This is a genomic window from Pseudoalteromonas sp. 2CM32C (assembly GCF_023161925.1).
GTDB classification, from domain to species: Bacteria; Pseudomonadota; Gammaproteobacteria; order Enterobacterales; family Alteromonadaceae; genus Pseudoalteromonas; species Pseudoalteromonas marina.
In genome coordinates this window covers 58,456-82,433 of record NZ_JALNTI010000011.1, presented here as the reverse complement: position 1 = coordinate 82,433, position 23,978 = coordinate 58,456, and the positions used below count along the sequence as shown (strand labels likewise).

The 23,978-nt window shown below is 40.3% G+C and carries 24 protein-coding genes; 16 read left to right on the top strand and 8 right to left on the bottom strand.

All coding sequences use genetic code 11. The features are described from left to right. Position 1 precedes the first annotated feature (1 nt). The 10 genes from cyoE to MTF67_RS16365 all read left to right on the top strand — a co-directional run bounded on the left by cyoE (position 2) and on the right by MTF67_RS16365 (position 10,217). Positions 2-931, top strand: a complete 930-nt coding sequence (cyoE, locus tag MTF67_RS16410) for a heme o synthase (protein ID WP_006793782.1) — start codon at positions 2-4, stop codon at positions 929-931. Continuing rightward, positions 928-1,539: an SCO family protein gene (locus MTF67_RS16405; RefSeq protein ID WP_243532348.1), complete on the top strand. Its 612-nt coding sequence runs from the start codon at positions 928-930 to the stop codon at positions 1,537-1,539. The genes cyoE and MTF67_RS16405 overlap by 4 nt, the downstream gene beginning before the upstream one ends. A gap of 174 nt (positions 1,540-1,713) precedes the next feature. Beyond that, entirely contained in the window at positions 1,714-1,986 is a 273-nt protein-coding gene (locus MTF67_RS16400; protein ID WP_248520121.1) for an STAS domain-containing protein, read from the top strand. Between the two features lie 8 nt (positions 1,987-1,994). Further along, complete coding sequence (locus MTF67_RS16395; protein ID WP_006793785.1) at positions 1,995-2,357, top strand: response regulator; 363 nt, start codon at positions 1,995-1,997, stop codon at positions 2,355-2,357. A 14-nt stretch (positions 2,358-2,371) separates the two neighbouring features. After that, the gene (locus tag MTF67_RS16390) at positions 2,372-4,459 is read left to right on the top strand and encodes a chemotaxis protein CheA (RefSeq protein WP_248520120.1); all 2,088 of its coding nucleotides are present in this window, start codon (positions 2,372-2,374) and stop codon (positions 4,457-4,459) included. Beyond that, on the top strand, positions 4,456-4,920 hold the full coding sequence (locus MTF67_RS16385) for a chemotaxis protein CheW (protein WP_006793787.1): 465 nt from the start codon (positions 4,456-4,458) through the stop codon (positions 4,918-4,920). Before MTF67_RS16390 ends, MTF67_RS16385 begins: the two co-directional genes overlap by 4 nt. Positions 4,921-4,970: 50 nt before the next feature. Continuing rightward, positions 4,971-7,670, top strand: a complete 2,700-nt coding sequence (locus MTF67_RS16380; RefSeq protein ID WP_248520118.1) for a methyl-accepting chemotaxis protein — start codon at positions 4,971-4,973, stop codon at positions 7,668-7,670. 72 nt (positions 7,671-7,742) lie between these two features. Further along, on the top strand, positions 7,743-8,567 hold the full coding sequence (locus MTF67_RS16375) for a protein-glutamate O-methyltransferase CheR (protein ID WP_006793789.1): 825 nt from the start codon (positions 7,743-7,745) through the stop codon (positions 8,565-8,567). After that, a complete protein-coding gene (gene cheD, locus MTF67_RS16370; RefSeq protein ID WP_006793790.1) occupies positions 8,557-9,174 on the top strand; it encodes a chemoreceptor glutamine deamidase CheD in 618 nt (205 codons plus the stop codon). The genes MTF67_RS16375 and cheD overlap by 11 nt, the downstream gene beginning before the upstream one ends. A gap of 8 nt (positions 9,175-9,182) precedes the next feature. Then, positions 9,183-10,217, top strand: coding sequence for a chemotaxis response regulator protein-glutamate methylesterase (locus tag MTF67_RS16365; RefSeq protein ID WP_248520116.1), 1,035 nt, complete (start codon positions 9,183-9,185; stop codon positions 10,215-10,217). Positions 10,218-10,236: 19 nt separating this feature from the next. Here the strand turns inward: MTF67_RS16365 and MTF67_RS16360 are convergent, their stop codons facing one another. Further along, positions 10,237-11,262: a polysaccharide deacetylase family protein gene (locus MTF67_RS16360; RefSeq protein WP_248520115.1), complete on the bottom strand. Its 1,026-nt coding sequence runs from the start codon at positions 11,260-11,262 to the stop codon at positions 10,237-10,239. A 42-nt stretch (positions 11,263-11,304) separates the two neighbouring features. On the opposite strand from MTF67_RS16360, the gene MTF67_RS16355 reads away from it, so the two are divergent. Next, positions 11,305-12,576: an MATE family efflux transporter gene (locus MTF67_RS16355; protein ID WP_248520113.1), complete on the top strand. Its 1,272-nt coding sequence runs from the start codon at positions 11,305-11,307 to the stop codon at positions 12,574-12,576. 3 nt (positions 12,577-12,579) lie between these two features. On the opposite strand, the gene MTF67_RS16350 is transcribed toward MTF67_RS16355, so the two are convergent. Both MTF67_RS16350 and nfuA read right to left on the bottom strand, forming a co-directional pair. After that, the gene (locus MTF67_RS16350) at positions 12,580-12,849 is read right to left on the bottom strand and encodes a hypothetical protein (protein WP_006793794.1); all 270 of its coding nucleotides are present in this window, start codon (positions 12,847-12,849) and stop codon (positions 12,580-12,582) included. Positions 12,850-12,858: 9 nt separating this feature from the next. After that, positions 12,859-13,434, bottom strand: a complete 576-nt coding sequence (nfuA, locus tag MTF67_RS16345; protein WP_006793795.1) for a Fe-S biogenesis protein NfuA — start codon at positions 13,432-13,434, stop codon at positions 12,859-12,861. Positions 13,435-13,582: 148 nt separating this feature from the next. On the opposite strand from nfuA, the gene MTF67_RS16340 reads away from it, so the two are divergent. Continuing rightward, positions 13,583-16,132, top strand: coding sequence for a M14 metallopeptidase family protein (locus MTF67_RS16340; protein WP_248520111.1), 2,550 nt, complete (start codon positions 13,583-13,585; stop codon positions 16,130-16,132). A gap of 10 nt (positions 16,133-16,142) precedes the next feature. Here the strand turns inward: MTF67_RS16340 and MTF67_RS16335 are convergent, their stop codons facing one another. Continuing rightward, on the bottom strand, positions 16,143-16,817 hold the full coding sequence (locus MTF67_RS16335; protein ID WP_248520109.1) for a ComF family protein: 675 nt from the start codon (positions 16,815-16,817) through the stop codon (positions 16,143-16,145). A gap of 74 nt (positions 16,818-16,891) precedes the next feature. On the opposite strand from MTF67_RS16335, the gene bioH reads away from it, so the two are divergent. From bioH to MTF67_RS16320, 3 genes are all read left to right on the top strand, one after another. After that, the gene (gene bioH / locus MTF67_RS16330; RefSeq protein ID WP_248520108.1) at positions 16,892-17,632 is read left to right on the top strand and encodes a pimeloyl-ACP methyl ester esterase BioH; all 741 of its coding nucleotides are present in this window, start codon (positions 16,892-16,894) and stop codon (positions 17,630-17,632) included. A gap of 89 nt (positions 17,633-17,721) precedes the next feature. Beyond that, positions 17,722-18,030 (top strand): hypothetical protein, encoded by a 309-nt coding sequence (locus tag MTF67_RS16325; RefSeq protein ID WP_006793799.1) that lies wholly within the window; start codon positions 17,722-17,724, stop codon positions 18,028-18,030. Between the two features lie 4 nt (positions 18,031-18,034). Continuing rightward, the gene (locus tag MTF67_RS16320; RefSeq protein ID WP_248520106.1) at positions 18,035-18,886 is read left to right on the top strand and encodes a putative metalloprotease CJM1_0395 family protein; all 852 of its coding nucleotides are present in this window, start codon (positions 18,035-18,037) and stop codon (positions 18,884-18,886) included. A gap of 154 nt (positions 18,887-19,040) precedes the next feature. Here the strand turns inward: MTF67_RS16320 and MTF67_RS16315 are convergent, their stop codons facing one another. The 4 genes from MTF67_RS16315 to greB form a co-directional block, all read right to left on the bottom strand. Next, complete coding sequence (locus tag MTF67_RS16315) at positions 19,041-21,365, bottom strand: Tex family protein (RefSeq protein ID WP_248520105.1); 2,325 nt, start codon at positions 21,363-21,365, stop codon at positions 19,041-19,043. Positions 21,366-21,531: 166 nt separating this feature from the next. After that, positions 21,532-22,113: a CBS domain-containing protein gene (locus tag MTF67_RS16310; protein ID WP_248520103.1), complete on the bottom strand. Its 582-nt coding sequence runs from the start codon at positions 22,111-22,113 to the stop codon at positions 21,532-21,534. 52 nt (positions 22,114-22,165) lie between these two features. After that, a complete protein-coding gene (locus tag MTF67_RS16305; protein ID WP_010557746.1) occupies positions 22,166-22,471 on the bottom strand; it encodes a hypothetical protein in 306 nt (101 codons plus the stop codon). A gap of 110 nt (positions 22,472-22,581) precedes the next feature. Further along, positions 22,582-23,064, bottom strand: a complete 483-nt coding sequence (greB, locus tag MTF67_RS16300) for a transcription elongation factor GreB (protein WP_006793804.1) — start codon at positions 23,062-23,064, stop codon at positions 22,582-22,584. Positions 23,065-23,258: 194 nt separating this feature from the next. Between greB and ompR the strand changes: the two genes are divergently transcribed. Continuing rightward, the gene (gene ompR / locus MTF67_RS16295; RefSeq protein WP_006793806.1) at positions 23,259-23,978 is read left to right on the top strand and encodes a two-component system response regulator OmpR; all 720 of its coding nucleotides are present in this window, start codon (positions 23,259-23,261) and stop codon (positions 23,976-23,978) included.

The window sequence follows — 23,978 nt, the reverse complement described above, 5'->3', positions numbered from 1 at the left end:
AATGGCACTAACAATAAACAAAAAAACAATACAGCCTGCACATACTCAATCACTTAGCTTGCGTGCTTACGATCTATTACAAGATTACTTAGCCATCAGTAAATTTAAAGTGGTGGCGATGTTGGTTTTAACGGCCTGGGTTGGATTAGCATTAGCTCCGGATGTTGGACGTGGGATAGGCGTTCAGATGATTAGTCTATTAGGAATAGGCCTGTTGTCTGCTGCCGCTGCCGTTATTAACCATGTAGTAGATAGCGAAATAGACTCTAAAATGGCAAGAACGCGTCATCGCCCTGTTGCTAAAGGGCGTTTAAGTAAAACACATGCATTAACGTTTGCGGCAAGTATTGGTATTGCTGGTTTCATCATGCTTATGGTGTGGGCTAATACGCTTACAGCAATATTAACGTTATTTGCATTAGTGGGTTATGCCTTCATTTATACGTCATTTTTAAAACGTGCAACACCTCAAAATATTGTAATAGGCGGACTTGCTGGAGCGATGCCGCCATTGCTTGGTTGGGTATCTGAAACAAACCAAATGGCAGCAGCGCCGTGGTTGCTTGTTATGATTATATTTACCTGGACTCCTCCTCATTTTTGGGCTTTAGCCATTGCTCGAAAAAGTGATTACGAGCGTGCAAAAATTCCAATGCTGCCGGTTACCCACGGTATCGACTTTTGTAAAACATGTGTAGTTGCATACTCAGTTTTATTGGCCTTAGTGTGTGTGATGCCATACTTAATTGGTATGTCAGGAGGTATTTATTTAGTGGGTGCTTGTGCGCTAAATAGTGTGTTTATGTACAAAGCCATTAAGTTAAAATTTGCAGCTAATAACGACAAGGCTATGGATTTATTTCGTTTTTCGATAGTGCATTTAATGGTACTCTTCGTGATCTTATTTATAGATAAATGGCTTCCTTTATGAAACGGTTATGGCTTTTAGTAATTGTTGTTTTAAGTTTATTTTTATCAGCGTGCTCAAGTGAAAACGATCCTCAAAATTTAAATGCACTTGTTTATGAAAACGCTAAATCACTTTCGGATTTTACGTTAAAAAATCAGCACGGCGAACCAGTGACAAAAGCGCAATTTAAAGGGCAATGGAATTTAGTGTTTTTAGGATACACAAGTTGTCCCGATATATGCCCGTTAACATTGGCTAAGTTAAACGCAGTTTATAAAGAGCTGGAAGCTGATTACCCATTACAAATATGGTTTGTGTCGGTCGATCCAAACAGAGATACAGCAGAAAAACGAAAACAATATATAGATTACTTTAACCCCAATTTTTTGGCTGTTTCAGGGGAGCATAAAGATCTTTTTCCAGTGGTGAGAGAGCTTGGCCTAATTTACGCAATTAGTGATACAACAAAAGCTGATTATGCGGTTGATCATAGCGCATCAGTTGCGTTGGTTGATGATACAGGAGCGCTAAGAGCTATTTTCAAACCTGAGTTTAAACAAGGCAGTGTGCCGCTTATAAATTCAACTCAATTAGCGCAAGAGTTTAAAGTTATTGCAAACTACTACTAAAAACTGACTTTTTAAATTTTCACGTATTTTAAGGGGGCTTTAGGCTCCCTTTTTTGTTTTTTCATTCCTGTTTATAAATTTATTAAATTTTTTTTTGACCCTTTTATGGCAATTTTAGTAACTAGAGCTAAGCTTTTGTTATGAATTGAAATGAAAGGGATTACACAATTTTAAATGTTAAAACTTCCAAGCGAACTTGTGATTACCCAAGTTGAAACGCTCCACCAAGACTTACTACAAGAACTCAATAGCAACGACGATATAAGTCTTGATATTAGCGATGTAGTGTCTGCAGATACTGCATCTATTCAGCTGTTATGTGCGCTTCAAAAACACTTACTTACCATCCAACACAAAATTATATGGGTCGGCAGTAGTGCAGCATTAGTACATACCATTAATCAGCTTGGCTTAAGTCATTATTTAACAATCGAAAGAAATAGTTAGAGGTTTATATGAAAAAAATCTTAGCAGTTGATGATTCAGCATCAATGCGTCAGATGGTGAGCTTTACCTTAAAAACCGCAGGCTTTGATGTAACAGAGGCCAAAGACGGCAGTGAGGCATTGGCTATTGCTAAGCAGCAAGGTTTTGATGCGGTTATTTCAGATGTAAACATGCCAATTATGGATGGTATTACATTAATTCGAGAGCTACGTACATTACCCGATTATAAATTTACGCCATTACTTATGCTAACAACCGAGTCGGGCTTAGAAAAAAAGGTAGAAGGTAAAGCGGCTGGTGCAACAGGCTGGATAGTAAAGCCATTTAATCCTGAGCAGTTACTAGCGGTGATTAAAAAGGTTATTCGTTAGTCAAGGAGCGCAAAGTGAGTATAGATTTAAGTCAATTTTTTGAAGTTTTCTTTGAAGAGAGTTTTGAAGGCCTCGATACCATGGAAGCTGAGCTTTTAAACTTAGTACCCGGTGAGGAAGACTTAGAAACTATTAACACTATTTTTAGAGCCGCTCATTCAATAAAAGGGGGGAGTGGGACATTTGGTTTTTCATCGGTGTCTGATTTTACTCATGTACTTGAAACCTTACTGGACCAAATTCGTCAAGGCGAGCGGACCCTGACAACCGAGCACGTTAATTTATTACTTAAAGCGGTTGATTGCCTTCGTTCGTTACTGGCTGGATTGCAGGCAGAGCAAGAGCCCGACTTAACTGAAACCGATACACTACGAGCACAATTTGAAGAAGTGCTAGGAATAAATAGCACAACGCAAGAGTCCAACATTCAAACTTCTGATAACCAGTCTGATAGCGATACATACCAAATAGACTTTAAGCCTCATCATCACTTATTTAAAACAGGTAATGAACCACTCATTATGATTAGTGAGCTTGAGCAGTTAGGCGAGTTAGATACCACCGTTTTTTATGATGAAGTCCCTGAAATAACCAATTTGAGTAGTGATGAGTGCTTTTTACATTGGCGTTTTTTCTTAAATACCAGCCAGGGTGAAAGCGCAATTAAAGAGGTGTTCGAATGGGTTGAAGATGACGCTGATATTACCATTGAATTGTGTGGCGGCCTGTTTACTGATGAGTTACCCACTCCTGAAAATGACAGCAGTACAGTAGCTCAAGAGCCATTAATCCAAGAACCAGTGCCGAAGCAGGCGGAACAAGCTAAGCCTATAAAGCCAACTTCTGCTAATACTAATAAAAAATCAACAACACCCGAGTCGACTTCTATTCGCGTTGGGATTGATAAAGTTGACTCATTAATAAACATGGTGGGTGAGCTTGTTATTACCCAAGCTATGCTTAATCAACTTAGCGAGCAAGACATTACGCCAGCAACAATTACAGCATTGCAAGAAGGTTTAGCGCAACTTGCGCACAACACTCGCGATTTACAAGAAAACGTAATGCGTATCCGCATGTTGCCAATTAATTTTGTATTTAGCCGTTTCCCACGTTTGGTGCGCGACATTGCGCAAAAGCTAAATAAACAGGTTGAATTAAAGCTGATAGGCGAGCAAACCGAATTAGACAAAACCGTGATGGAAAAAATTTCTGATCCTATGGTTCATTTGGTTAGAAACTCATTAGATCATGGCCTAGAAACGGTTGAGAAAAGACTGCAAGCCGGAAAAGATCCAGTAGGAACGGTCACTTTAAATGCATTTCACCAAGGCGGAAATATTGTTATTGAAATAATGGATGATGGGCAAGGGCTAAACACTAAAAAAATTCAAGAAAAAGCCATTGCTAATGGACTGATCTCTGCCGACAACCACCTTAGCAATGAGGAAATAAACGAGCTTATATTTATGCCTGGTTTTTCCACTATGGATGAAGTGAGTGACTTATCTGGCCGTGGTGTTGGTATGGATGTAGTTAAGCGTAATATTCAGTCATTAAATGGCTCTGTAGAGGTTACATCCGCGCCAGATGTAGGATCAACGTTTACAATTAGATTACCGCTTACACTGGCTATTTTAGATGGCCAATTAGTTAAAGTGGCCCAGCATACCTATATTATTCCGCTTATTTCTATTGTTGAATCGCTGCAAATTGATATTGCCAAAGTAAGCCGTGTAGGCAAAAACCTAGACGTACTTAGATTGCGTGATGAATACATTCCAATTTTAAGGCTCTACGATATTTTCAATCATGATAACGCCATTGAGTCTCTTGATAAAACCCTGCTTGTTGTTGTAGAAACCGACAACCAAAAAGTGGGGTTATTGGTAGATGACCTCCTATCGCAACAACAGGTTGTTATTAAAAGTTTAGAGGCAAATTACCAAAAAGTAGATGGTATATCCGGTGCGACTATTTTGGGCGATGGACGGGTTTCATTGATAGTTGATATAAGCGGGTTGATAAAGCTTTCAGGATTAAAAAAGCCGGGCAGCCAAGAGTTAAGTATTGAGTCGCAAGTTGCTTTGGAGGCGTTATGATTTCGGAGCTAAATCTGCAGCAGCAAAAGGGCGTGAAACAATTTTTAACATTCATTATGGCTGATGAAGAGTACGGCGTAGATATTTTAACTGTGCAAGAAATTCGTAGCTGGGAGGAAATAACCGTTTTACCCAACGCTCCCGAATTTGTAAAAGGCGTTATAAATTTGCGTGGCACCATAGTGCCGATTATTGATTTAAGGCTGCGATTTGGCTTGCCCAGTATAGAGTATGGGCCGCTTACAGTGGTAATTGTAGTAAAAATAGAGTTTGAGCACGACAGTAAAATTATTGGTATTACCGTTGATGCCGTTTCTGAGGTTTACAGTATTTCAGAGCAAGACGCCAAAGCGGTACCAAGTATTTCAGAGACAAATAACGACGATTATGTGGCAGGGTTAGTTAACGTGGGTGAAAAAATGGTGGCGTTAATCGACTTGCAAAAAACAATGAATATTTAGAGTCAGTATTTGCTAAATAAAGTAAAAATAACTTAAAGGTGGTGATGAGCATGGGATGGTTTAGTAATCCAAAACAGTCTGAATCAAATAATGATTTAATTGTAAGCGCATTAAATAAGTCATTAGCTGTGATTGAGTTTGAGCCAAGCGGTAAAATAATTACCGCTAATGCTAATTTTCTTCGCGTAATGGAATATCAACTAGAAGAGATTCAAGGCCAGCATCACTCTTTATTTGTTGATAACACTGAGGCCCAAGGGAGTGACTACACACATTTTTGGGTACGATTAAACAGCGGCGAGTTTATATCTCAAGAATTTAGGCGTTTTACCAAAAGTGGTAAGGAGGTTTGGATTCAGGCCACTTATAACCCAATTATAAACTCCCAGGGGCAAGTTATTAAGGTTGTAAAATTTGCGACGGATATAACACCACAAAAACTCGCTGCTGCAGAGGCAAGAGGGCAAATTAATGCAATTAGTAAGTCTCAAGCAGTAATCGAGTTTAATTTAGACGGCACTATTATTGATGCAAACGATAACTTTTTAAATACGTTGGGGTACCAGCTTAACGACATTATAGGGCAGCACCACCGATTATTTGTTACACCTGAACACGCAAATAGTGATGAATATAAAGCTTTTTGGGCTAAATTAGGGCGCGGTGAATTTGACTCGGGTGAATATTTAAGAATAGGAAAACAAGGTCAGGAAGTTTGGATTCAGGCCTCTTATAACCCAATCTATGATATGAATGGCAAGCCATTTAAAGTAATTAAATACGCATCAGATATAACAGCTCAAAAAGAGTTAGAAAAATCTTCTCGCAAAACTGCAGACTTAGCCAGCGCCTTAAAAGTATGCCAAGCAAATGTAATGATTGCAGACCAAGACCTCAATATTGTATTCGTAAACGAACGCGTGCAAGACATGTTAAAAGCGCGTGAAAAAGACCTACAAACCGTATTGCCACAATTTTCTGTTGATAATTTAATAGGTACTTGTGTTGATGATTTTCATAAGAAGCCGTCACACCAACGAGATTTATTAAAAAATTTAGATAAACCTTATAAAGCAGAGCTGCGTTTAGCGGGGCTTATTTTTACATTAATAGCGACGCCATGGTACAGCCAAGAAGGAAAGAAACTCGGTACCATTGTTGAGTGGGACGATATTACTGAAAAGGTTGCTAAAGCTGACGCAGAGCGTGCCATAGCACAAGAAAACCTTCGTGTGCGCCAAGCACTTGATACTGTCGCGACTAATACCATGATTGCAGATTCATCAAATGTCATTGTGTACATGAATAAAGCTGTTAGAAATATGATGCGTATTGCTGAAAATGACCTTCGAAAAGACTTACCTAATTTTGATAGCAAAAATCTACTTAATCAAAATATTGATGTATTTCATAAAAACCCAGCGCACCAACAAAACCTATTAGCAACGTTAAAAAATACTTATAGCACGCAAATAAAGGTTGGTGGACGCACATTTGGATTGGTTGCAAACCCAATAATAACCCCAGAGCAAGAGAGAATTGGCACCGTTGTAGAGTGGGAAGATAGAACCGCAGAAGTTGCAATAGAAAGAGAAATAGCGCAATTAGTGAGTGCTGCAGGAGAGGGAGACCTTGATACGCGTGTAATGGAAGAGGGTAAAGAGGGGTTCTTTTTACGCTTGGCACAAGGGTTAAACAGTTTAGTTAAAATTGTTGACGATGCGGTCGCAGATACTGGCAATATGCTAGATGCCTTGGCAACCGGTGACTTATCTAAGCGAATTGAAAAAGAATACAAAGGCTCGTTTGATAAATTAAAACGCGACGCAAACACCACGGCAGATAAATTAACGGAGGTTATTAATCGTATAAGTTCATCAGCAACCTTAGTGGCCAGTGGCGCAGAAGAAATTTCTCAGGGGAACGCAGATTTAAGTCAGCGCACGGAAGAGCAAGCATCATCATTGGAAGAAACCGCCTCAAGTATGGAAGAAATGACGAGTACAGTCCGTCAAAATGCAGACAATGCTAAAGTGGCAAATACACTCGCAGAAGAAACATGCGATAAAGCGATTCAAGGTGGTGAAGTGGTTAATCGTGCTGTGACGAGTATGTCGGCAATTAATGAATCGAGTAAAAAGATTGCTGACATCATTGGTGTGATTGACGAAATTGCATTTCAAACTAACTTGCTTGCACTTAATGCGGCCGTTGAAGCAGCTAGAGCGGGAGAGCAAGGGCGTGGCTTTGCGGTTGTTGCAGGCGAAGTACGTAATTTAGCTCAGCGCTCTGCGGGTGCAGCAAAAGAAATTAAAGAGCTGATAAGAGATAGTGTAGGTAAAGTAGCAGATGGCTCTCAGCTTGTTAATGAATCAGGTGCAACACTTAAAGAAATTGTGGTGTCGGTACAAAAAGTGACGCAAATGATTTCAGATATTACAGAGGCGTCTGAAGAGCAAAGTGCAGGTATAGAGCAAGTAAATAAAGCTATATCTCAAATGGATGAAATGACCCAGCAAAACGCAGCCTTAGTTGAAGAAGCGTCGGCTGCAGGTGAGTCAATGGCTGAACAAGCAAATGAAATGCGCAGACTTCTTAATTTCTTTTCACTGGGTCAGCAAGACATGGCAATTATGTCGCCCACGATGAATACCCCAAGTTTAGCTCACAAATCACAAAATAACGCAGTACAAAGCAAACCAAGAGGCGATAATTTTATTGACTCGGCAGACGAGTGGGAAGAATTTTAATTTTTTGATTACAGGCCTTATTGGAAAAGCGCTCAATAAGGCCACACTCACTACTATGTATGAGAGCTGCTAATGAAAGAGTTTCTGTGTACCGATCGCGACTTTAAAGACATTGCCAATTTAGTTTACAACGCTTGCGGTATTGTATTGGGCGATCATAAACGTGAAATGGTGTACTCACGTTTAGCAAGGCGGATAAGAGCGCTAAAATTAAACGACTTTAAAGCCTACTTAGCCTACTTAGATACGCATAAAGACCAAGAGTTTGATGCGTTTATAAATGCAATTACCACTAATTTAACGTCTTTTTTTCGTGAAGTTCATCATTTTGAATTTATTAAATCTGAGCTTATACCTAACTTAATAAAGGCGAACAAAGACACCAAGCGGGTCAGAATATGGTCTGCAGGCTGCTCAACAGGAGAAGAGCCCTACAGCTTAGCAATGACGCTAAATAATGCATTTCCAAGTAATTGGGATGTAAAGATTTTAGCCACCGATTTAGATTCTAACGTGTTAGAAAAAGCGCAAAAAGGTGTGTATACCGCGGCAAACGTAAATGGCTTAGATGCCACTCATCTAAAGCGTTGGTTTTTAAAAAGTAAAGATGGCGAACACTATAAAGTGAAAGACACGCTGCGTGAGCGTATTTCTTTTAAGCGCTTAAACCTATTGCAAGACTGGCCAATGAAAGGGCCGTTTGATCTTATTTTATGCCGCAACGTGGTTATTTATTTTGATAAAGAAACGAAAGATCATTTATTTAAACGCTATGCAAATATTCTAAGCGATCACGGTTACTTATTTTTAGGTCACTCAGAGAGTATGGGTAAAGAGCACTCAAATTATAAAAATTTAGGAAAAACTATGTATCAATTGAGAGCACATGCAGGCTGAATTTAGAAGTGTTTTACCCAGTTTTGAACACATTAAGCGTTACTGGGATTCAGGAAGAAATCATGTTGTTGCCAAAGTGCTTCCAGGAGAATTTTATGTATCTAAAAATAATGAATTGATTTCAACGGTACTTGGCTCATGTATTGCGGCCTGTGTTTACGATGAAGTGTTAGGTATTGGCGGGATGAATCATTTTATGCTGCCGATACAAAAAGGCGTAGAGCTTAAAAGTGCACACGGCTTAAACTGCCGTTATGGTAATTGGGCTATGGAATACCTAATTAATGAAGTATTAAAAAACGGTGCGTCTCGTCATAATTTAAAAATTAAGCTATTTGGTGGCGGAAAAATAATTAGTGCAATGACAGATATTGGGCTGGGTAATATTAGTTTTGCTACCGCCTATGTCAAAGAAGAAGCCTTAAATTTAGTGGCCCATGATATGGGCGGCCCGTGGCCTAGAAAAATATTTTTTCATCCACAAACGGGTAAAGTGTATATGAAAAAACTTAAAAAATTACATAATGATACCATTGAAAAGCGCGAAGTACGTTACTTGCAAAACCTTAAAAAGCAAGAAGTGGTATCGAATATAGAGTTGTTTTAGGAGTCGCTATGATAAATGTATTAATAATCGATGACTCCCCTTTAATTAGAGGGTTGCTTACAGAAATACTGCAACAAGCTAACGACATTAACGTAGTGGGCTGTGCTGAAGATCCATACCAAGCACGCGAAATGATTAAAAAACTTAATCCCGATGTACTTACCTTAGACGTAGAAATGCCAAAAATGGATGGGATTAGCTTTTTAAAAAACCTAATGCGCCTAAGGCCTATGCCCGTGGTTATGATTTCTACGCTTACGCAGAAGGGGTCGCCCATTACATTAGAGGCGTTAGAGCTAGGTGCTGTGGATTTTATTGCTAAGCCAACAAGTAACGTAAGAGCCCAGCTGAGTCATTATGCGTCACTGGTTCAACAAAAGGTAAGAATAGCCGCCGGTGCACGAATACGCAGCTTTAAAAAAGCGCCACCCGATACAAAACCTATAAGTTCAGAGACTGAATTTTTATTAAATAAAGTGATTGCAATTGGTGCATCTACCGGGGGGACCGAGGCAATAAAAGAAGTACTGATAAAAATGCCCGTTAATTGCCCTCCTATTGTAATTACTCAGCATATTCCTCCCGTGTTTAGTGCCTCGTTTGCTGAGCGTATGGATAGAACATGCTTAATTAGTGTGAAAGAGGCACAACATGGCGAAAAGCTAAGCCCAGGTTGGGCTTATATTGCCCCCGGCGGGCTTCATTTAAGCGTAAAAAAGCGAGGAATTGCTTTGTATTGCCAGCTCGACGATGGTGAGCCTGTAAATCGGCATAAACCAGCCGTTGACGTACTATTTGATTCGCTTGTAAATTGTGGATCAAAAAATATAGTGGCAGCAATACTCACAGGGATGGGCGCTGATGGGGCTAAAGGACTGTTAGCACTGAAGCAAAGCGGTGCATACACGTTAGCGCAAGATGAATACTCATCAGTTGTGTGGGGAATGCCTAAAGCCGCTATTGATTTAAATGCAGCCAATGAAGTGGCTGCACTTGATAAAATGGCTGAGCGATTATTAAGCCAAGCAGTTAAACCTAACTAAATAAATAGAAAGCTCAAAGTTATTGAATAACCCAAGGCTGAGAAAACCAATAATAGCTGTTCGGTTTTTTAATTGAAGGCGCTGTACAATTAAAGCGTGAACGGCCTTTGTTGAGTTTTTTAGGTGATGTTACCTCTACCGTATTATCAGTCACCCAGTTCAAGTTTGCTTTGCCAATCCCCGACACATAACAAGCCAGTTGAGACTTGTTAAAATCATCAACTTCAAACCCAATAGTTAACGCAGGTGGGTTTTGCGTTGTTACGCTATTTTCATAGCTTAATTGAGTAATATTAAATGCCTGAGAATTTAATTTGGTTGCCAGTGTTTTTATGTCGCTATAAACGCCAGATGCAGGAAAGCGAGGTAATCGACTAAAGTTAGCGTGTTTATTTAGAGCACCAGAATGCTGGCCAATGCCTATATAGCCAAGCTCTGTCACTAAAGCTTGTAACTCGTTATCAAACTCTCCGTAGGGGTAAGCTAAATATTTATAGTTGTGGCCTATCTCTTCTTTTATACGTTGTTGTGAATGAACAATATCTTGGGTGATACGTTTTTTCCATTGCGTGTTAGTTTCACCGTCAAGTTTTAGATGTAAATAGTCATGCTGTGCGGTGTGGTTACTTATAAGTGCGCCTTTTTTACTCAGTTCTTTAAGTTTATCCCAACCCATCACATAGCGTTTACCTTCGTCTATGAGCTTAGGGTTAACAAAAATTGTGTATGGATAGCCAAACTTTTCGAGTATTGGAGCAGCTTGATCATAATTATTGTTGTAACCATCATCAAACGTGATGGCGACGGTTTTATCAGGTAAGGTATGGCCTTGTTTTAAAGCATCAAGTAGTTCATTTAAGGCAATAACATTAAAATCATTATTTTTTAAATAGTTTAGATGCTCTGTAAACGTTTCTTCGCTCACACTAGTGACCGCCGGCAGGGTTTCACTTACATGGTGGTACTGTAAAATAACACCAGCATGAGCACGTAAAGATAACCCAATAAGAGTCAATAAAACTAAATGAAACAATTTCTTATACATAATAAAGCACACCATAAAAGCTTGCTGTTGTTAGCAGGACCAATGATATTATCAAATATCACCGTGCCACTGTTAGGAATAGTTGATACCGCGGTCATTGGCCATTTAGGCAGTGCTCATTATTTGGCTGGTATTGCGTTGGGCTCAGCTGTTATCTCCATTTTATTTTGGCTCGCGGGTTTTTTAAGAATGAGCACAACCGGCATGGTTGCACAAGCCTATGGCCAAAATGACTCAACCCAATTAGCTGCTTTACTCAAACGAAGCCTATTACTTGCTAGCATAGTAGCATTATTTCTTATTGCTATGTCTCCTTTAATAAAACACGCAATAGCATTTTTATCAGATGCTAATAATGCCGTGCTAAGCGAGGCCTATACTTATTTTAGTATTCGAATTTTTAGCGCGCCAGCGGCACTATGTAACTTGGTTTTATTGGGTTGGATGTTAGGCGTTCATTATGGACGAGGGCCATTTTACTTATTGTTGGTAACAAATAGTGTAAATATTGTGCTTGATATTTATTTTGTTGTTTTTTTAGATTGGGCTGTAGCAGGCGCGGCATGGGCATCGTTAATCGCTGATTATACTGCGCTGGTTTTCGCGCTGTTTTTAGTGACTAAACTCGCAAAAAAACAAGGTGTAGTGTTAAGTACTCCGCACTGGTTTAGCTTTAAAAAAATGGCAGGGTTATTGAGTTTAAATCGCGACATTTTCATTCGCTCTTTAATACTTCAGTTGTGTTTTAGCTTTATGACTTTTTATGGCGCGCGTATTGGCGAAACAACCCTTGCAGCGAACGCAGTATTACTAAACTTTTTAATGTTAGTCAGCTTTGCACTGGATGGCATAGCTTACGCAAGTGAGGCTAAAGTAGGCCAAGCTAAAGGTCAACAAAGTGTAAGTAAAATACAGCTGTGGGTAAAAATAAGTGTATTTTGGGGAATATTATTTGGCGTAATTTATAGCGTGTTTTTTGCTGTGTTTGGCGCTTATATAATTACGCTATTAACCAACGTACCTGAGGTTATTAATGAGGCTACGCAATATTTACCATGGGTAATTGCTTTGCCATTATTAGCAATGAGCTGCTTTTTATTTGATGGTGTATTTGTTGGTTTAACGCGCGCTAAAGATATGCGAAATAGTATGTTGCTATCGGCAGCTGTTGGGTTTTTTGGTGTATTTTGGGTATTTAATGATTGGCAAAATAATGGGCTATGGCTTGCGATGAGCTGCTTTATGCTAATGCGTGGAGTTACATTAATAATAAAATATCAAACGCTTAAAGCTAATAATCAGCTGCTAGATTAAGGCTTATTTCCACAGATCAGGATCGTGATGTTTGGGCCCTATTTCTTTTATTACTTGCGAAAAGCGATTGGCAAAAATGCCACTGTAGCCCCAAAAAGCAAAAAATAGCGCAGGTATTAAAATTAAAACGCCAATAATTTGCAAACTGTAATGACTATAGTAACCCGCAAAAATAAAAATCACGGCTAGCACAAACAGTGCTACGCCGCGAAAAAACCGCTTTAAACTCAGCTTAGGGTTGCTCCCTAAGCGGTATATAAGAGGCTTTAGCATTTACTTGGCTTAATAGTAAGAGTGCTCGCCAGCTTCGTGATCAGTAATATCTGCAACACCTGTGATCTCGTCAAACTTAGCTATCATTTCTTTTTCGATGCCTTCTTTTAACGTTACATCGATCATAGAACACCCATTACAACCGCCACCAAACTGAAGCACTGCAACGCCAGCAGCTGTAATCTCTACTAGGCTTACTTGGCCGCCATGGTTAGCTAGTTGTGGGTTTACTTCTGTTTCAAGCATGTGCTGAACACGTTCGTTTAATGATGCATCATCACCAATTTTACGTGCTTTTGCATTAGGTGCTTTAAGCGTTAGCTGAGTACCCATTTTGTCGGTAACAAAATCAATTTCAGCTTCTTCTAAAAAAGGAGCACTTTCAGCATCAACAACGGCATCAAAACCGTTAAAATTTAAGCGAATATCGTTGTCTTCAACGGCGTCTTCTGGACAATAAGAAACACCACACTCGGCTTGTGATGTACCAGGGTTTACAACAAAAACGCGAATATTGGTCTGTTGTGATTGATCTGCTAATAGTTTAGCAAAATGTGCTTGTGCTGTTTCGGAAATAGAAATCATAAAAACGGCTTTATACCTGACTAAATTACTCGGATACTGCATATCATACTCCGCTCATCGTGTTGCGGCTAGTGTTGAGCGTAAAAAGTTGGCATCTATTTTAAGCAATGCTAGCGTGCAATTAACAAACATTTTTAGAGTGATCTATATGCGTTTATTAATAACAATAATGGTGGTAATGCTGAGCTTTTCAAGTGTAGCAAAACCGCTTTCATACTATTTTGAAGACGATGTTGTATTCGACCCAGCCATTCCTACGCCCGAAGAAGTATTGGGTTATCAAGTAGGTGAGTGGCATGTAAGACACGACCAACTCGTGCGCTACATGGAAGTACTTGCTCAAAAGAGCGACAGAATAAACTTTGAGATAATTGGCCGCACACATGAGCAACGACCACTGGTAATGTTAACGGTTACAGCGCCAAATAAATTAACTCAAATAGAGCAAATACGCCAAGCGCACTTGGCTCGTTTGGGTAATAACAGCAAAAAAGCAAACGATGAACCTGCAGTCGTATGGATGGGCTACAGTGTGCACGGTAACGAATCATCGGGTAGCAATGCATCGCTTTTAACGGCTTATTACTTAGCTGCAGCACAAGGCGATGAAATAAATAACCTACTAAACAATACCGTTATTTTGCTCGATCCATCATTAAACCCCGACGGACTTGCACGTTTTGCTAATTGGGCAAACAGTAACCGCGGCATGAATTTATCGTCAGATCCTAAAACTCGAGAGCATACCGAAAACTGGCCAAGCAGCCGCACTAATCATTATTGGTTTGACTTAAACCGAGATTGGCTATTGCTACAGCACCCTGAGTCGCGTGCGCGTATTGCAAAATTTCATCAGTGGAAACCAAATGTACTTACCGACTTTCATGAAATGGGCCCAAACAGCAGCTACTTTTTTCAGCCGGGTATTCCAAGTAGAAAGCACCCAATTACGCCAATTGAAAACGTAACATTAACCAAAGCAATTGCTAATTATCATGCCAAAACATTGGATGAAAATAATGCACTGTATTTTACAGAAGAAAGCTTTGACGATTTTTACTACGGTAAAGGTTCAACTTACCCAGACGTGAACGGGGGTATAGGTATTTTGTTTGAGCAAGCAAGCTCTCGAGGCCATATACAAGAGACCATTAATGGCCCTTTAACGTTTCCATTTACTATAAAAAATCAGTTACTAACGAGCTTATCTACCTTTAAAGCGGCGGTTGAAAACCGTCAAGCATTGCTTGACTACCAAGCTAAATTTTATGATCAATCCGCAGAGCTTGCAGGTGACGAAAACTTTGCAGGTTATGTTGTTGAAGGTGCAAAAGACAGCACCCGAATTACTGACTTTTTAGCGCTATTAGAGCAACATAAAATAAAGGCATTTGAACTTACTAAACCACTAAAAGCAGGTGGCGTAAACTTTACCACCAACAGCTATTATGTGCCTTTAGCGCAGCCTCAATATCGTTTAGTTAAAGCGATATTTAGCGAGCAAAAAAACTTTGCAGACAATACATTTTACGATGTATCTGGTTGGACATTAGCGCATGCATTCAATCTACCCTTTGCAAAAGTAAAAAGTAACTGGGGGCTAGACGTTGCAGATACTCCTTGGAATAAAGCACCTAAAGCACCCCTAACAAGTTTAGAGTCAGCGTATGCATTTGGTTTTGCATGGGACGACTACTTAGCGCCTAAAATGCTAAATACATTATTAAAGCAAGGTATAAAAGCACGCGTGGCATTGAGCGCCTTAACGGCAAAATCGAGCGCGGGCGACATAAATTTTGAGCCAGGGAGTATTATTATTCCGGCTGGTTTACAAACACAGCAAAACTGGATTACTTTGTTAAACAGTGCGCAAAGTGAATTTGGTATTGCCATAAAACCTATTACAACGGGCTTAACCAGTAAAGGTGCTGATTTAGGTTCGCGCTCTATGGCAGTTGTTAAAGCCCCCAAGGTTTTACTGATTGGCGGCCAAGGCACTAGCCAGTACGAAGTAGGTGAAGTGTGGTATTACCTAGATAGGTTTGTAGGTGTTGCACCCACAATTGTTGAAATGACGCGTTTAAGTTCACTTGAGCTCAGTGATTATAGCCATATTGTGTTGGCCCACGGCAATTACAATAGCTTAACAGATGCAGAAAAAGTAGCGATTAAAAGCTGGGTAAGAAAAGGCGGTGTTATTTGGGGCCACAAAGGCGGCGCTAAATTTTTAGTCGACCAGCAACTACTCAAAGCAAATTATTTATCGCGACAGGATTTAGCTGGTGCTTTCAAAACTGAAGGCTTAAGCTATGGCGATAAAGATCATCTAGCGGGGCGTCAGCGTATTGCTGGGGCTATTTTTAACACTAGCGTGGATTTAACGCACCCATTAACCTTCTCACTCACGCGCGACACCTTACCGGTATTTAAAAACAGTACATGGTTACTTGAAGCGTCAGATACCCCTTTTGTAAATGTACTAACCTACACAAAACGCCCGTTGTTAGCTGGCTTTACTGACTCTGTAAATGTAGAACAAGTAGCTGAAGGCGCTGGTTTAATAGCACATTCGTACGGACGCGGCAGTGTTATTGCTATGACCGACAACCCCGTATTTAGAGGTTACTGGTATGGTACAAGTCGATTGCTTAGCAATGCACTGTTTTTAGGCCATACATTCCGCGCAAGTGGTCAGTAACATAAATTAACTAAATTGGCGTTAAACAGGTTGTGAATGCCCACACTTGTTTAGCGCCGGCTTTCTTTAAAGCCTGAGTTGCGGCATTTAATGTTGCGCCGGTTGTCATAATGTCATCAACAATAGCGACTGTTTTACCGCTCATATCTTCAGTACATATAAATGCATTGGTTAGATTTTTAATACGTTTTGCTTTAGTGAGCTGCGATTGCGCATGGGTTTTTTTATTACGGATAAGCGCATTATTTAAAACAACGCGAGAGCACAAACAAGGGTGCCATACTTGGCTTACTTGATTAAAACCTCGCTTTAAAAATCGGCTTTTATGCAAAGGTAAAATTATAAATAAATCAGGAGATTGCGTGCTGTATTTAAAAAACATATCGAGCTGCTTGTGTACAACCTGCTGAAGTGCTTTTTTGTAATGTATTTGGTTACTAAATTTAAGTTGGGTTAGCCACTGCTCAAATGGAGGGCGGTAAAAAGCGCAAGCAAATAACCTGTCAAATTCGCAGTTAGGAAACATATCAACAATATCGGGTCGGTGAAGTAAATTTGGGTGTTTTGTTACATCTAGTAATGCTAAATCTTCTAAGCAATATTCACATAAACCTAGGCTTGCACTTACAGGGCTTTTGCACTGTACGCAATACGACGGGAACAGCCAGTTAAACAGACCTTTCATGAGATAGTGCCTTCCATTGCAATCATCTTTTTAAACGTTATTATGAGCCTAAGTTTGGTTAAGAATAAGCAAATATGCAAAAAGAGTTAGTACTTTTACATGGTTGGGGAATGAATCAAGGCGTTTGGCAACTTATACAGCCAGAGCTTGAAAACTTATATACAGGACAAGTACGTAGCCTTGATTTACCTGGGTTTGGTAATAGCGCAACCACATTACCAACCCCGTATAATTTGCATGATGCCGCTATGCAATTAAGCCAACAGTTAAAACCTCATTCTATTTTAATGGGGTGGTCTTTAGGTGGTTTGTTTGCTCTATACATTGCAAAGCATTGGCCTGAAAAAGTATCGAAGGTTATTTTAGTCGCATCGACACCTTATTTTGCAGAGCAGGGTGAATGGCCGGGAATTAGTGAAAAAGTACTAACTCAGTTTAAAGACCAATTGGTTAATCACAGAGAAAAAACCATTGAGCGCTTTTTGGCTATTCAGGCTATGGGAAGTGAGTCAGCGAGAGATGACATAAAGCAGCTTAAACAATTGCTAAATCAATATTCAGCACCCAACAGTGAGGCGTTAGCGGCCGGTTTAGATATTTTACAAAATAATGATTTACGCGATTTATTTGCAACGTGTCCGGTAAAAATTATGGGTGTATTTGGTCGCTTAGATGCTTTAGTGCCGTATAAAGCAATAGCTAAAATGTCAGTACTAAATTCTGAGTTTGAATACCAAGTAATAGATAAAGCATCTCATGCTCCGTTTATTTCTCACAAAAATGAGTTTTTATCTATCGTTAAATCAATGCTTTAAAAATGCGACGATAATTGCGCCCCGTAAAGCTTTATTTTGCGCACAAACTGAGCGATAATTAAACAATATTTAAGTGGTGGAGGTTTACCATGTCAATCGGATCTGTATTTAATAATGGTGTTGAAGGGTTTAACCGTGCAAGCCAAGGTATTGAAAAGGCCAGCGCAGAAATCAACCGTGCCAGTATAGAACAGCAAGACGATGCGCAACTTGCACAACAGCGACAGTTAGTTGCAGCAACGCCGGACGAAGCAGTAACAGCGCCGGTTGCTCAGCCAGCGCGTATTGACGAATCACTTGTTAACCTAAAAGTTGAAGAATTTAACGCTAAAGCTAATGCGCAAACAATTCAAACAGCTGATGACGTACTGGGTACGTTAGTCGACATTAAAGTGTAATTTAATGAATATTGTCACGCCATTTCCATCAATTAATATAAACACAGCCAATGTTTATACGGAAACCGCTCGTCGTGATAATCAACTGCGGGAAGTCATTCCTGCTCCTTCTGCAAATAGCGCAAGTAATACCGAAACCAAAGCGCAAAGCGATGCTGAAAAAGCCAAATTACCAGGTAATAATGAGGGTGCAACGTATAGTGCATCGGGTAAGTTAGCTGACGAAAAAGTGGTTCAAGCGCGCGACGATGAAAACGCCGAGAACCCAGAGGAGTCTGAAGAGCAAAAAGCGCAGCAACAAGAGTCTGAGCAAGAACAGCAAGTTTTAGAGCAAGAGCAGCTGCAAATAAAAGAGCTAAAAGCGCGCGATACTGAAGTGCGTATTCACGAACAAGCGCATGCTTCTGTAGGCGGTAAATATGCGGGTTCGCCAAGTTACGAATATCAACGTGGCCCTGACGGCACTAACTATGCAGTGGGCGGCGAGGTACAAATTGACGTTGCTGAAATACCAGGTGATCCCCAAGCAACCATAGAAAAAATGCAAACGGTTAGAGCTGCAGCCCTAGCTCCAGCGGAGCCTTCGGGTGCTGATCGATCAATAGCGGCAGACGCGACTCAAAAGCTGGTAGCAGCTCAGGCTGAACTTGCAGCGCCTCAAAATGATGAAGACGACAGCGCTGAAAACAATAGTAAAGCGTCATTCACAAGTAGTGAAACTCAAGAAACTAAAACGGCAGAAAGTGAAGAGCAAACACGAGATGCAGACGTGGAAGCACGCGCAGGACGAATTGCTAATTTTTATCAAATGGCAACTTCGCCATCCACACAAAGTGGTTTTTCAGCAATCTCTTAGCAATAGCCTGAACACCGAATATTAAACTCTCCTCAATAAATTGCTTTTAATGCTTACTGATTTGAATAAAAAAACCGCTTTCGCGGTTTTTTTATTTTAAAGCGTAGAGCGCTTTCCGATTTTTACTTAAAAGCTAAACAAGCTATATGGCCTGCTATTTTTTTACTTTGGCATTCGCAAATGCATCGGCAAACGCATTACCCATAACCGCATTACCGCTATCGCGTTTAGGTTTAGCGGATTTTGGTTGCGCATTGTTAGTGCGCGGCTGTTGTTTTTGTGCAGCAGGGGCTGGCTTGTTGCTGGTGTCTATTTCGTCGTTTAAACGCATAGTAAAGCTAATACGTTTACGCGAGGCATCAACTTCCACTACTTTAACTTTTACAATGTCGCCCGCTTTAACTACTTCGCGAGGATCAGATATAAACTTATTCGTAATCGCCGAAATATGCACTAACCCATCTTGGTGAACACCTACATCTACAAACGCACCAAAGTTTGCAACATTCGATACAACACCTTCTAAAATCATACCTGGTTTTAGGTCACTTATTTTCTCTACACCCGCTTTAAACTCAGCCGTTTTAAACTCTGGACGGGGATCGCGACCCGGCTTATCAAGCTCAGCAATAATATCGGTAACCGTAGGTAAACCAAATTTTTCGTTGGTGTAGTCGTTAGCAACAAGCTTGTTTAAAAATTCGCTGTTACCTATTAACGTGGTTACTTCTGCGTTGTTCTTTTCGCAAATTTGCTTAACAACAGGGTAGGCTTCAGGGTGAACTGATGAGTTATCAAGTGGATCGCTGCCATTGTTAATTCGTAAGAAACCAGCAGCTTGTTCAAATGCTTTTGGCCCTAAACGTTCTACTTTTTTCAGTTCACTACGTTTTGCAAATGATCCATTGGAATCGCGGTAATTTACAATGTTTTGCGCTAAGGTTTTGTTTAATCCTGATACGCGTGTAAGTAAAGGAACCGACGCCATATTTAAATCAACACCTACCGAGTTTACACAGTCTTCAACAACGGCTGTAAGTGTTTGTCCGAGTTGGCTTTGTGACACATCGTGTTGATATTGCCCTACACCAATTGATTTAGGCTCTATTTTAACAAGTTCAGCAAGAGGATCCTGCAAGCGACGTGCAATCGATACCGCGCCACGTAATGACACATCTAAGTCAGGAAATTCGTTAGCTGCAAATTCAGATGCTGAGTAAACCGACGCGCCAGCTTCGCTCACCATAATTTTATTAAGTTTTAACTCGGTATTTGCTTTCATTAGCTCAGCAACCAATTTGTCTGACTCGCGCGACGCTGTACCGTTACCAATGGCAATAAGTTCTACTTTGTGTTGGCGGCAAAGTTGCTCTAGTGTACGCAGCGACTTATCCCAATGATTTTGCGGGGCATGAGGGAAAATAGTTTGCGTAGTTAGCAGTTTACCTGTGCTGTCTACAACAGCAATTTTGCAACCGGTACGTAAACCGGGATCAAGACCAAGTGTTGTGCGTGGACCTGCAGGTGCCGCCATTAGTAAGTCTTTTAAGTTTTTAGCAAATACATCAATAGCGCCTGCTTCTGCTTTTTCGCGCATGGCTGCAAAAAATTCGTTTTCTAGGTGTAAACCTAGCTTAATTTTCCAAGCCCATTGCACCACGCTTAAAAGCCAAGCACTCGCTGTTTGGTCGGTAATATTTAAGCGGTAGTGCTGTGCAATCATATTTGCACAAAGTTGAGCAGGGTTTTCTGAACTTGGCTCTGGGTTTACATTTAATTGAAGTATGCCTTCGTTGCGAGCTCGCAGCATAGCTAATGCACGATGAGAAGGAACTTTAGTAAGTAGCTCCTGATGATCGAAGTAATCGCGATATTTAGTGCCCGCTTGTTCTTGACCTTTAATTACCGTGCTTTGTATTGCACCGTTTTGGCTTATGTGACTTCTTAATTTAGCGAGTAATTTTGCATCTTCGGCAAAACGCTCCATTAAAATAAATTTAGCACCATCAAGCACGGCTTTCGTGTCATCAAAGCCTTTATCAGCATTAATGTACTGCTCAGCGTGTTGCTCAGGATTTAAACTCGCGTCGGTAAATAACGCATCGGCTAAGGGCTCTATGCCTGCTTCTATGGCTATTTGGCCTTTGGTGCGACGTTTTGCTTTATATGGAAGATATAAATCTTCGAGTTCTGTTTTACTTTGCGCGCTAGTGATGTCGGCTTTGAGCTCTGCGGTAAGCTTCTTTTGAGATTCGATAGTCGACAAAATAAAGCTACGACGCTCTTCAAGTTCTCGAAGGTAAGATAAACGCTGCTCTAGCAAGCGCAATTGAGTGTCATCTAAACCGCCGGTGACTTCTTTTCTGTAGCGGGCAATAAAGGGAACAGTTGCGCCTTCATCAAGTAATTTTGTTGCAGCAACAACTTGTTGTTGTTGTGCATTTAGCTCACTGGCTAAACGTGCAGAGATATCGCTCATGCAAAAACCTTTTTAAACAAAAAATAAGACCAGAAATAAATATCTGGGTCGGCTAATTGCTTGAATAATATCACATGAAGTTGTAATAAAAAGCTCTTAAAGCAAGCTATTTAACTTGCTTTAAGACGGTTGCTTTGGTTGAGATAGTTAAGCGATAAAACAACCTCTAATGAGGGTGGTCTACGCTTTCTAGTACGTCGCTAAACGAAGTGGCAATTGGGCTAATGTGCAGCGGAATATGTAATGTTTTAGCAATTTGGCGAGCTGAAATTAATCCACATATTTCGTTATTGGCTGTTGTTACTAATAAAAACATCGCCCCTTGATGCTCCATTGTTTGCAAAGCATCGCCCACACAGGCATAACTTAAGCTTTGCATGCTGACACCCATTAGCTGGTTTATTGGGGTCATTACATGGCGAAGGCTCACTTCATTTCGCGGTGTATTTAAACGTTGAGCAATAATAGTAATTTTAGCACTTTGTAAATCAGCACTAGAAACAATACCTATTAGCTTGTGGTCGTCATCCATCACTAATACAAAGTCAGACTGCTGGCTGCTCGTTTTTTTAAGGGCCTCAGCAATTGTTGTTTCGTGCTGTGCTCGAACAGGTGTTTTTTGCGTAAAGTTATTCACCATTTTTAAAGCGGGTGAGGCCAAATCGATTAACGGTTGATTGTCAGCAAATGGTTTTGCAATAACCCCATGAGAGATATTTTGGGTACGTAATTCTTTAAAGTTAGACATAATATCCACCTATTAGTTAAAAATTTAATTAAATTGAAAGTAATAAATTAAATTAAATAACAGGGGGGCCACGTTGGTACGCAGTGCTAAACGGTCTGCTAAAAGATGAACTCTTGTAAAAAGAGTGAGCGCCTTTAGGGAGAGGTTGAGCTGCCTTAAGGGAAGTGACATCAACAAATGAATCTTCGTCAAAGTCAGGAGTTGCCTGATCGGGAATATCTAAGGCAATTAAATTATTTAAAACGGTTGGGTGTTCAAGGTTGGTGTTTTGGTTGCTGGCATGCAAAGTCAAACTCACACTCATAAAAAGTGCAAACAATACGGCATTACTAAATATGCGCTGTACTACGTTTGACATAACCATTACAACCTTTGCTAATCCCACATTAAAATTATGTGCGAGCTATTTATATATAGCCTAATGCGATAATTTAAACAATCAAAAGTTAATATGATCTGAATCAAATACTACTTAGCCGTTTTTTGATACTCAATTGAGTTTATGTACCATTCTTTTTTTCCCTGCGGTGTCATTACTTCAAAATCGTCATCGACTTGTTTTTTAATAAGCGCCCGGGCCATTGGTGAGTCGATAGAAATATAGTCTTTTCGGTCGTAAATTTCGTCTGGGCCAACAATTCTGAACTTTTTTATGTCGCCTTGCTCATTTTCTATTTCGACCCACGCACCAAAAAATACTTTTCCGTCTTGTACAGGGGAGTAATCAATAATATTTAAATCGGGAATACGCTTTCGCAAATAGCGAACACGTCGGTCTATTTGGCGCAGCAGTCGCTTATTATATTGATAGTCGGCGTTTTCAGAACGATCGCCTAAGCTTGCTGCCCAGCTGACTATTTTTGTTACTTCAGGGCGTTTTACATTCCACAGGTGGTCGTGTTCTTGTTGCAGTTGCAAGTAGCCTTCACGGGTAATTAAATTTGTTTTCATCGACTTTTAATTATTAGCTCTAATGATGGGCACGGTAATAAACTTAGAAAAATTTGTCGAGCTTAAAGTGTTTAAAGCAGCCATTATTGTTGTTTGAAATGTTCAGTAACAATCTAAGGCCGTAATTAGTTTTTGATTATTTGGTTTTTCATTTATATTAATACTTAATTGGATATAAAAATAAGAAACAGGTAATGGGACACGAAACGACAAAAGTATTGGTTGTAGACGACGATATGCGCTTACGCAGCTTATTGGAGCGTTATTTAGTAGAGCAAGGTTTTATTGTAAGAACCGCCGCAAACTCAGAGCAAATGGACCGGCTTTTAGAGCGCGAAAACTTTCACTTAATGGTACTCGACTTAATGCTTCCCGGTGAAGATGGCTTATCTATTTGCCGTAGGTTACGCCAAAAAGAAAACGAAATCCCTATTGTTATGCTCACCGCTAAAGGCGACGAAGTCGATCGCATCATAGGTTTAGAGCTTGGCGCAGATGATTACATTCCAAAGCCATTTAATCCTCGTGAGTTACTTGCGCGCATTAAAGCCATATTACGCCGCCGCGCTAAAGAAGTGCCAGGTGCGCCCGCCGCAGAAGAAAACCTAATTGCCTTTGGTAAATTTACACTTAATTTAGCCACTCGTGAAATGAGCGAAGGCGATAAAACAATATCGCTAACCAGTGGCGAGTTTGCCGTACTTAAAGCGCTTGTGTCACACCCAAGAGAGCCGCTTAGCCGCGATAAACTCATGAACTTAGCGCGTGGTCGAGATTACAGTGCTCTAGAGCGCAGTATTGATGTGCAAGTGTCGCGCCTTCGCCGCATGATTGAAATTGATGCGGCTAACCCGCGTTATATTCAAACTGTGTGGGGCTTAGGGTACGTGTTTGTTCCTGACGGTGAAAAGTAG

Bases quoted from the DNA above. Each gene is read 5' to 3' on its own strand.
- cheD (WP_006793790.1), top strand. From the start codon at position 8,557: ATGCAGGCTGAATTTAGAAGTGTTTTACCCAGTTTTGAACACATTAAG.
- MTF67_RS16385 (WP_006793787.1), top strand. From the start codon at position 4,456: ATGATTTCGGAGCTAAATCTGCAGCAGCAAAAGGGCGTGAAACAATTT.
- MTF67_RS16325 (WP_006793799.1), top strand. From the start codon at position 17,722: ATGTCAATCGGATCTGTATTTAATAATGGTGTTGAAGGGTTTAACCGT.
- MTF67_RS16335 (WP_248520109.1), bottom strand. From the start codon at position 16,817: ATGAAAGGTCTGTTTAACTGGCTGTTCCCGTCGTATTGCGTACAGTGC.
- MTF67_RS16400 (WP_248520121.1), top strand. From the start codon at position 1,714: ATGTTAAAACTTCCAAGCGAACTTGTGATTACCCAAGTTGAAACGCTC.
- MTF67_RS16310 (WP_248520103.1), bottom strand. From the start codon at position 22,113: ATGTCTAACTTTAAAGAATTACGTACCCAAAATATCTCTCATGGGGTT.
- nfuA (WP_006793795.1), bottom strand. From the start codon at position 13,434: ATGATTTCTATTTCCGAAACAGCACAAGCACATTTTGCTAAACTATTA.
- MTF67_RS16320 (WP_248520106.1), top strand. From the start codon at position 18,035: ATGAATATTGTCACGCCATTTCCATCAATTAATATAAACACAGCCAAT.
- greB (WP_006793804.1), bottom strand. From the start codon at position 23,064: ATGAAAACAAATTTAATTACCCGTGAAGGCTACTTGCAACTGCAACAA.
- MTF67_RS16395 (WP_006793785.1), top strand. From the start codon at position 1,995: ATGAAAAAAATCTTAGCAGTTGATGATTCAGCATCAATGCGTCAGATG.
- MTF67_RS16405 (WP_243532348.1), top strand. From the start codon at position 928: ATGAAACGGTTATGGCTTTTAGTAATTGTTGTTTTAAGTTTATTTTTA.
- MTF67_RS16315 (WP_248520105.1), bottom strand. From the start codon at position 21,365: ATGAGCGATATCTCTGCACGTTTAGCCAGTGAGCTAAATGCACAACAA.
- ompR (WP_006793806.1), top strand. From the start codon at position 23,259: ATGGGACACGAAACGACAAAAGTATTGGTTGTAGACGACGATATGCGC.
- MTF67_RS16360 (WP_248520115.1), bottom strand. From the start codon at position 11,262: ATGTATAAGAAATTGTTTCATTTAGTTTTATTGACTCTTATTGGGTTA.
- MTF67_RS16350 (WP_006793794.1), bottom strand. From the start codon at position 12,849: ATGCTAAAGCCTCTTATATACCGCTTAGGGAGCAACCCTAAGCTGAGT.
- MTF67_RS16375 (WP_006793789.1), top strand. From the start codon at position 7,743: ATGAAAGAGTTTCTGTGTACCGATCGCGACTTTAAAGACATTGCCAAT.
- MTF67_RS16305 (WP_010557746.1), bottom strand. From the start codon at position 22,471: ATGTCAAACGTAGTACAGCGCATATTTAGTAATGCCGTATTGTTTGCA.
- MTF67_RS16380 (WP_248520118.1), top strand. From the start codon at position 4,971: ATGGGATGGTTTAGTAATCCAAAACAGTCTGAATCAAATAATGATTTA.
- MTF67_RS16365 (WP_248520116.1), top strand. From the start codon at position 9,183: ATGATAAATGTATTAATAATCGATGACTCCCCTTTAATTAGAGGGTTG.
- bioH (WP_248520108.1), top strand. From the start codon at position 16,892: ATGCAAAAAGAGTTAGTACTTTTACATGGTTGGGGAATGAATCAAGGC.
- cyoE (WP_006793782.1), top strand. From the start codon at position 2: ATGGCACTAACAATAAACAAAAAAACAATACAGCCTGCACATACTCAA.
- MTF67_RS16340 (WP_248520111.1), top strand. From the start codon at position 13,583: ATGCGTTTATTAATAACAATAATGGTGGTAATGCTGAGCTTTTCAAGT.
- MTF67_RS16355 (WP_248520113.1), top strand. From the start codon at position 11,305: ATGATATTATCAAATATCACCGTGCCACTGTTAGGAATAGTTGATACC.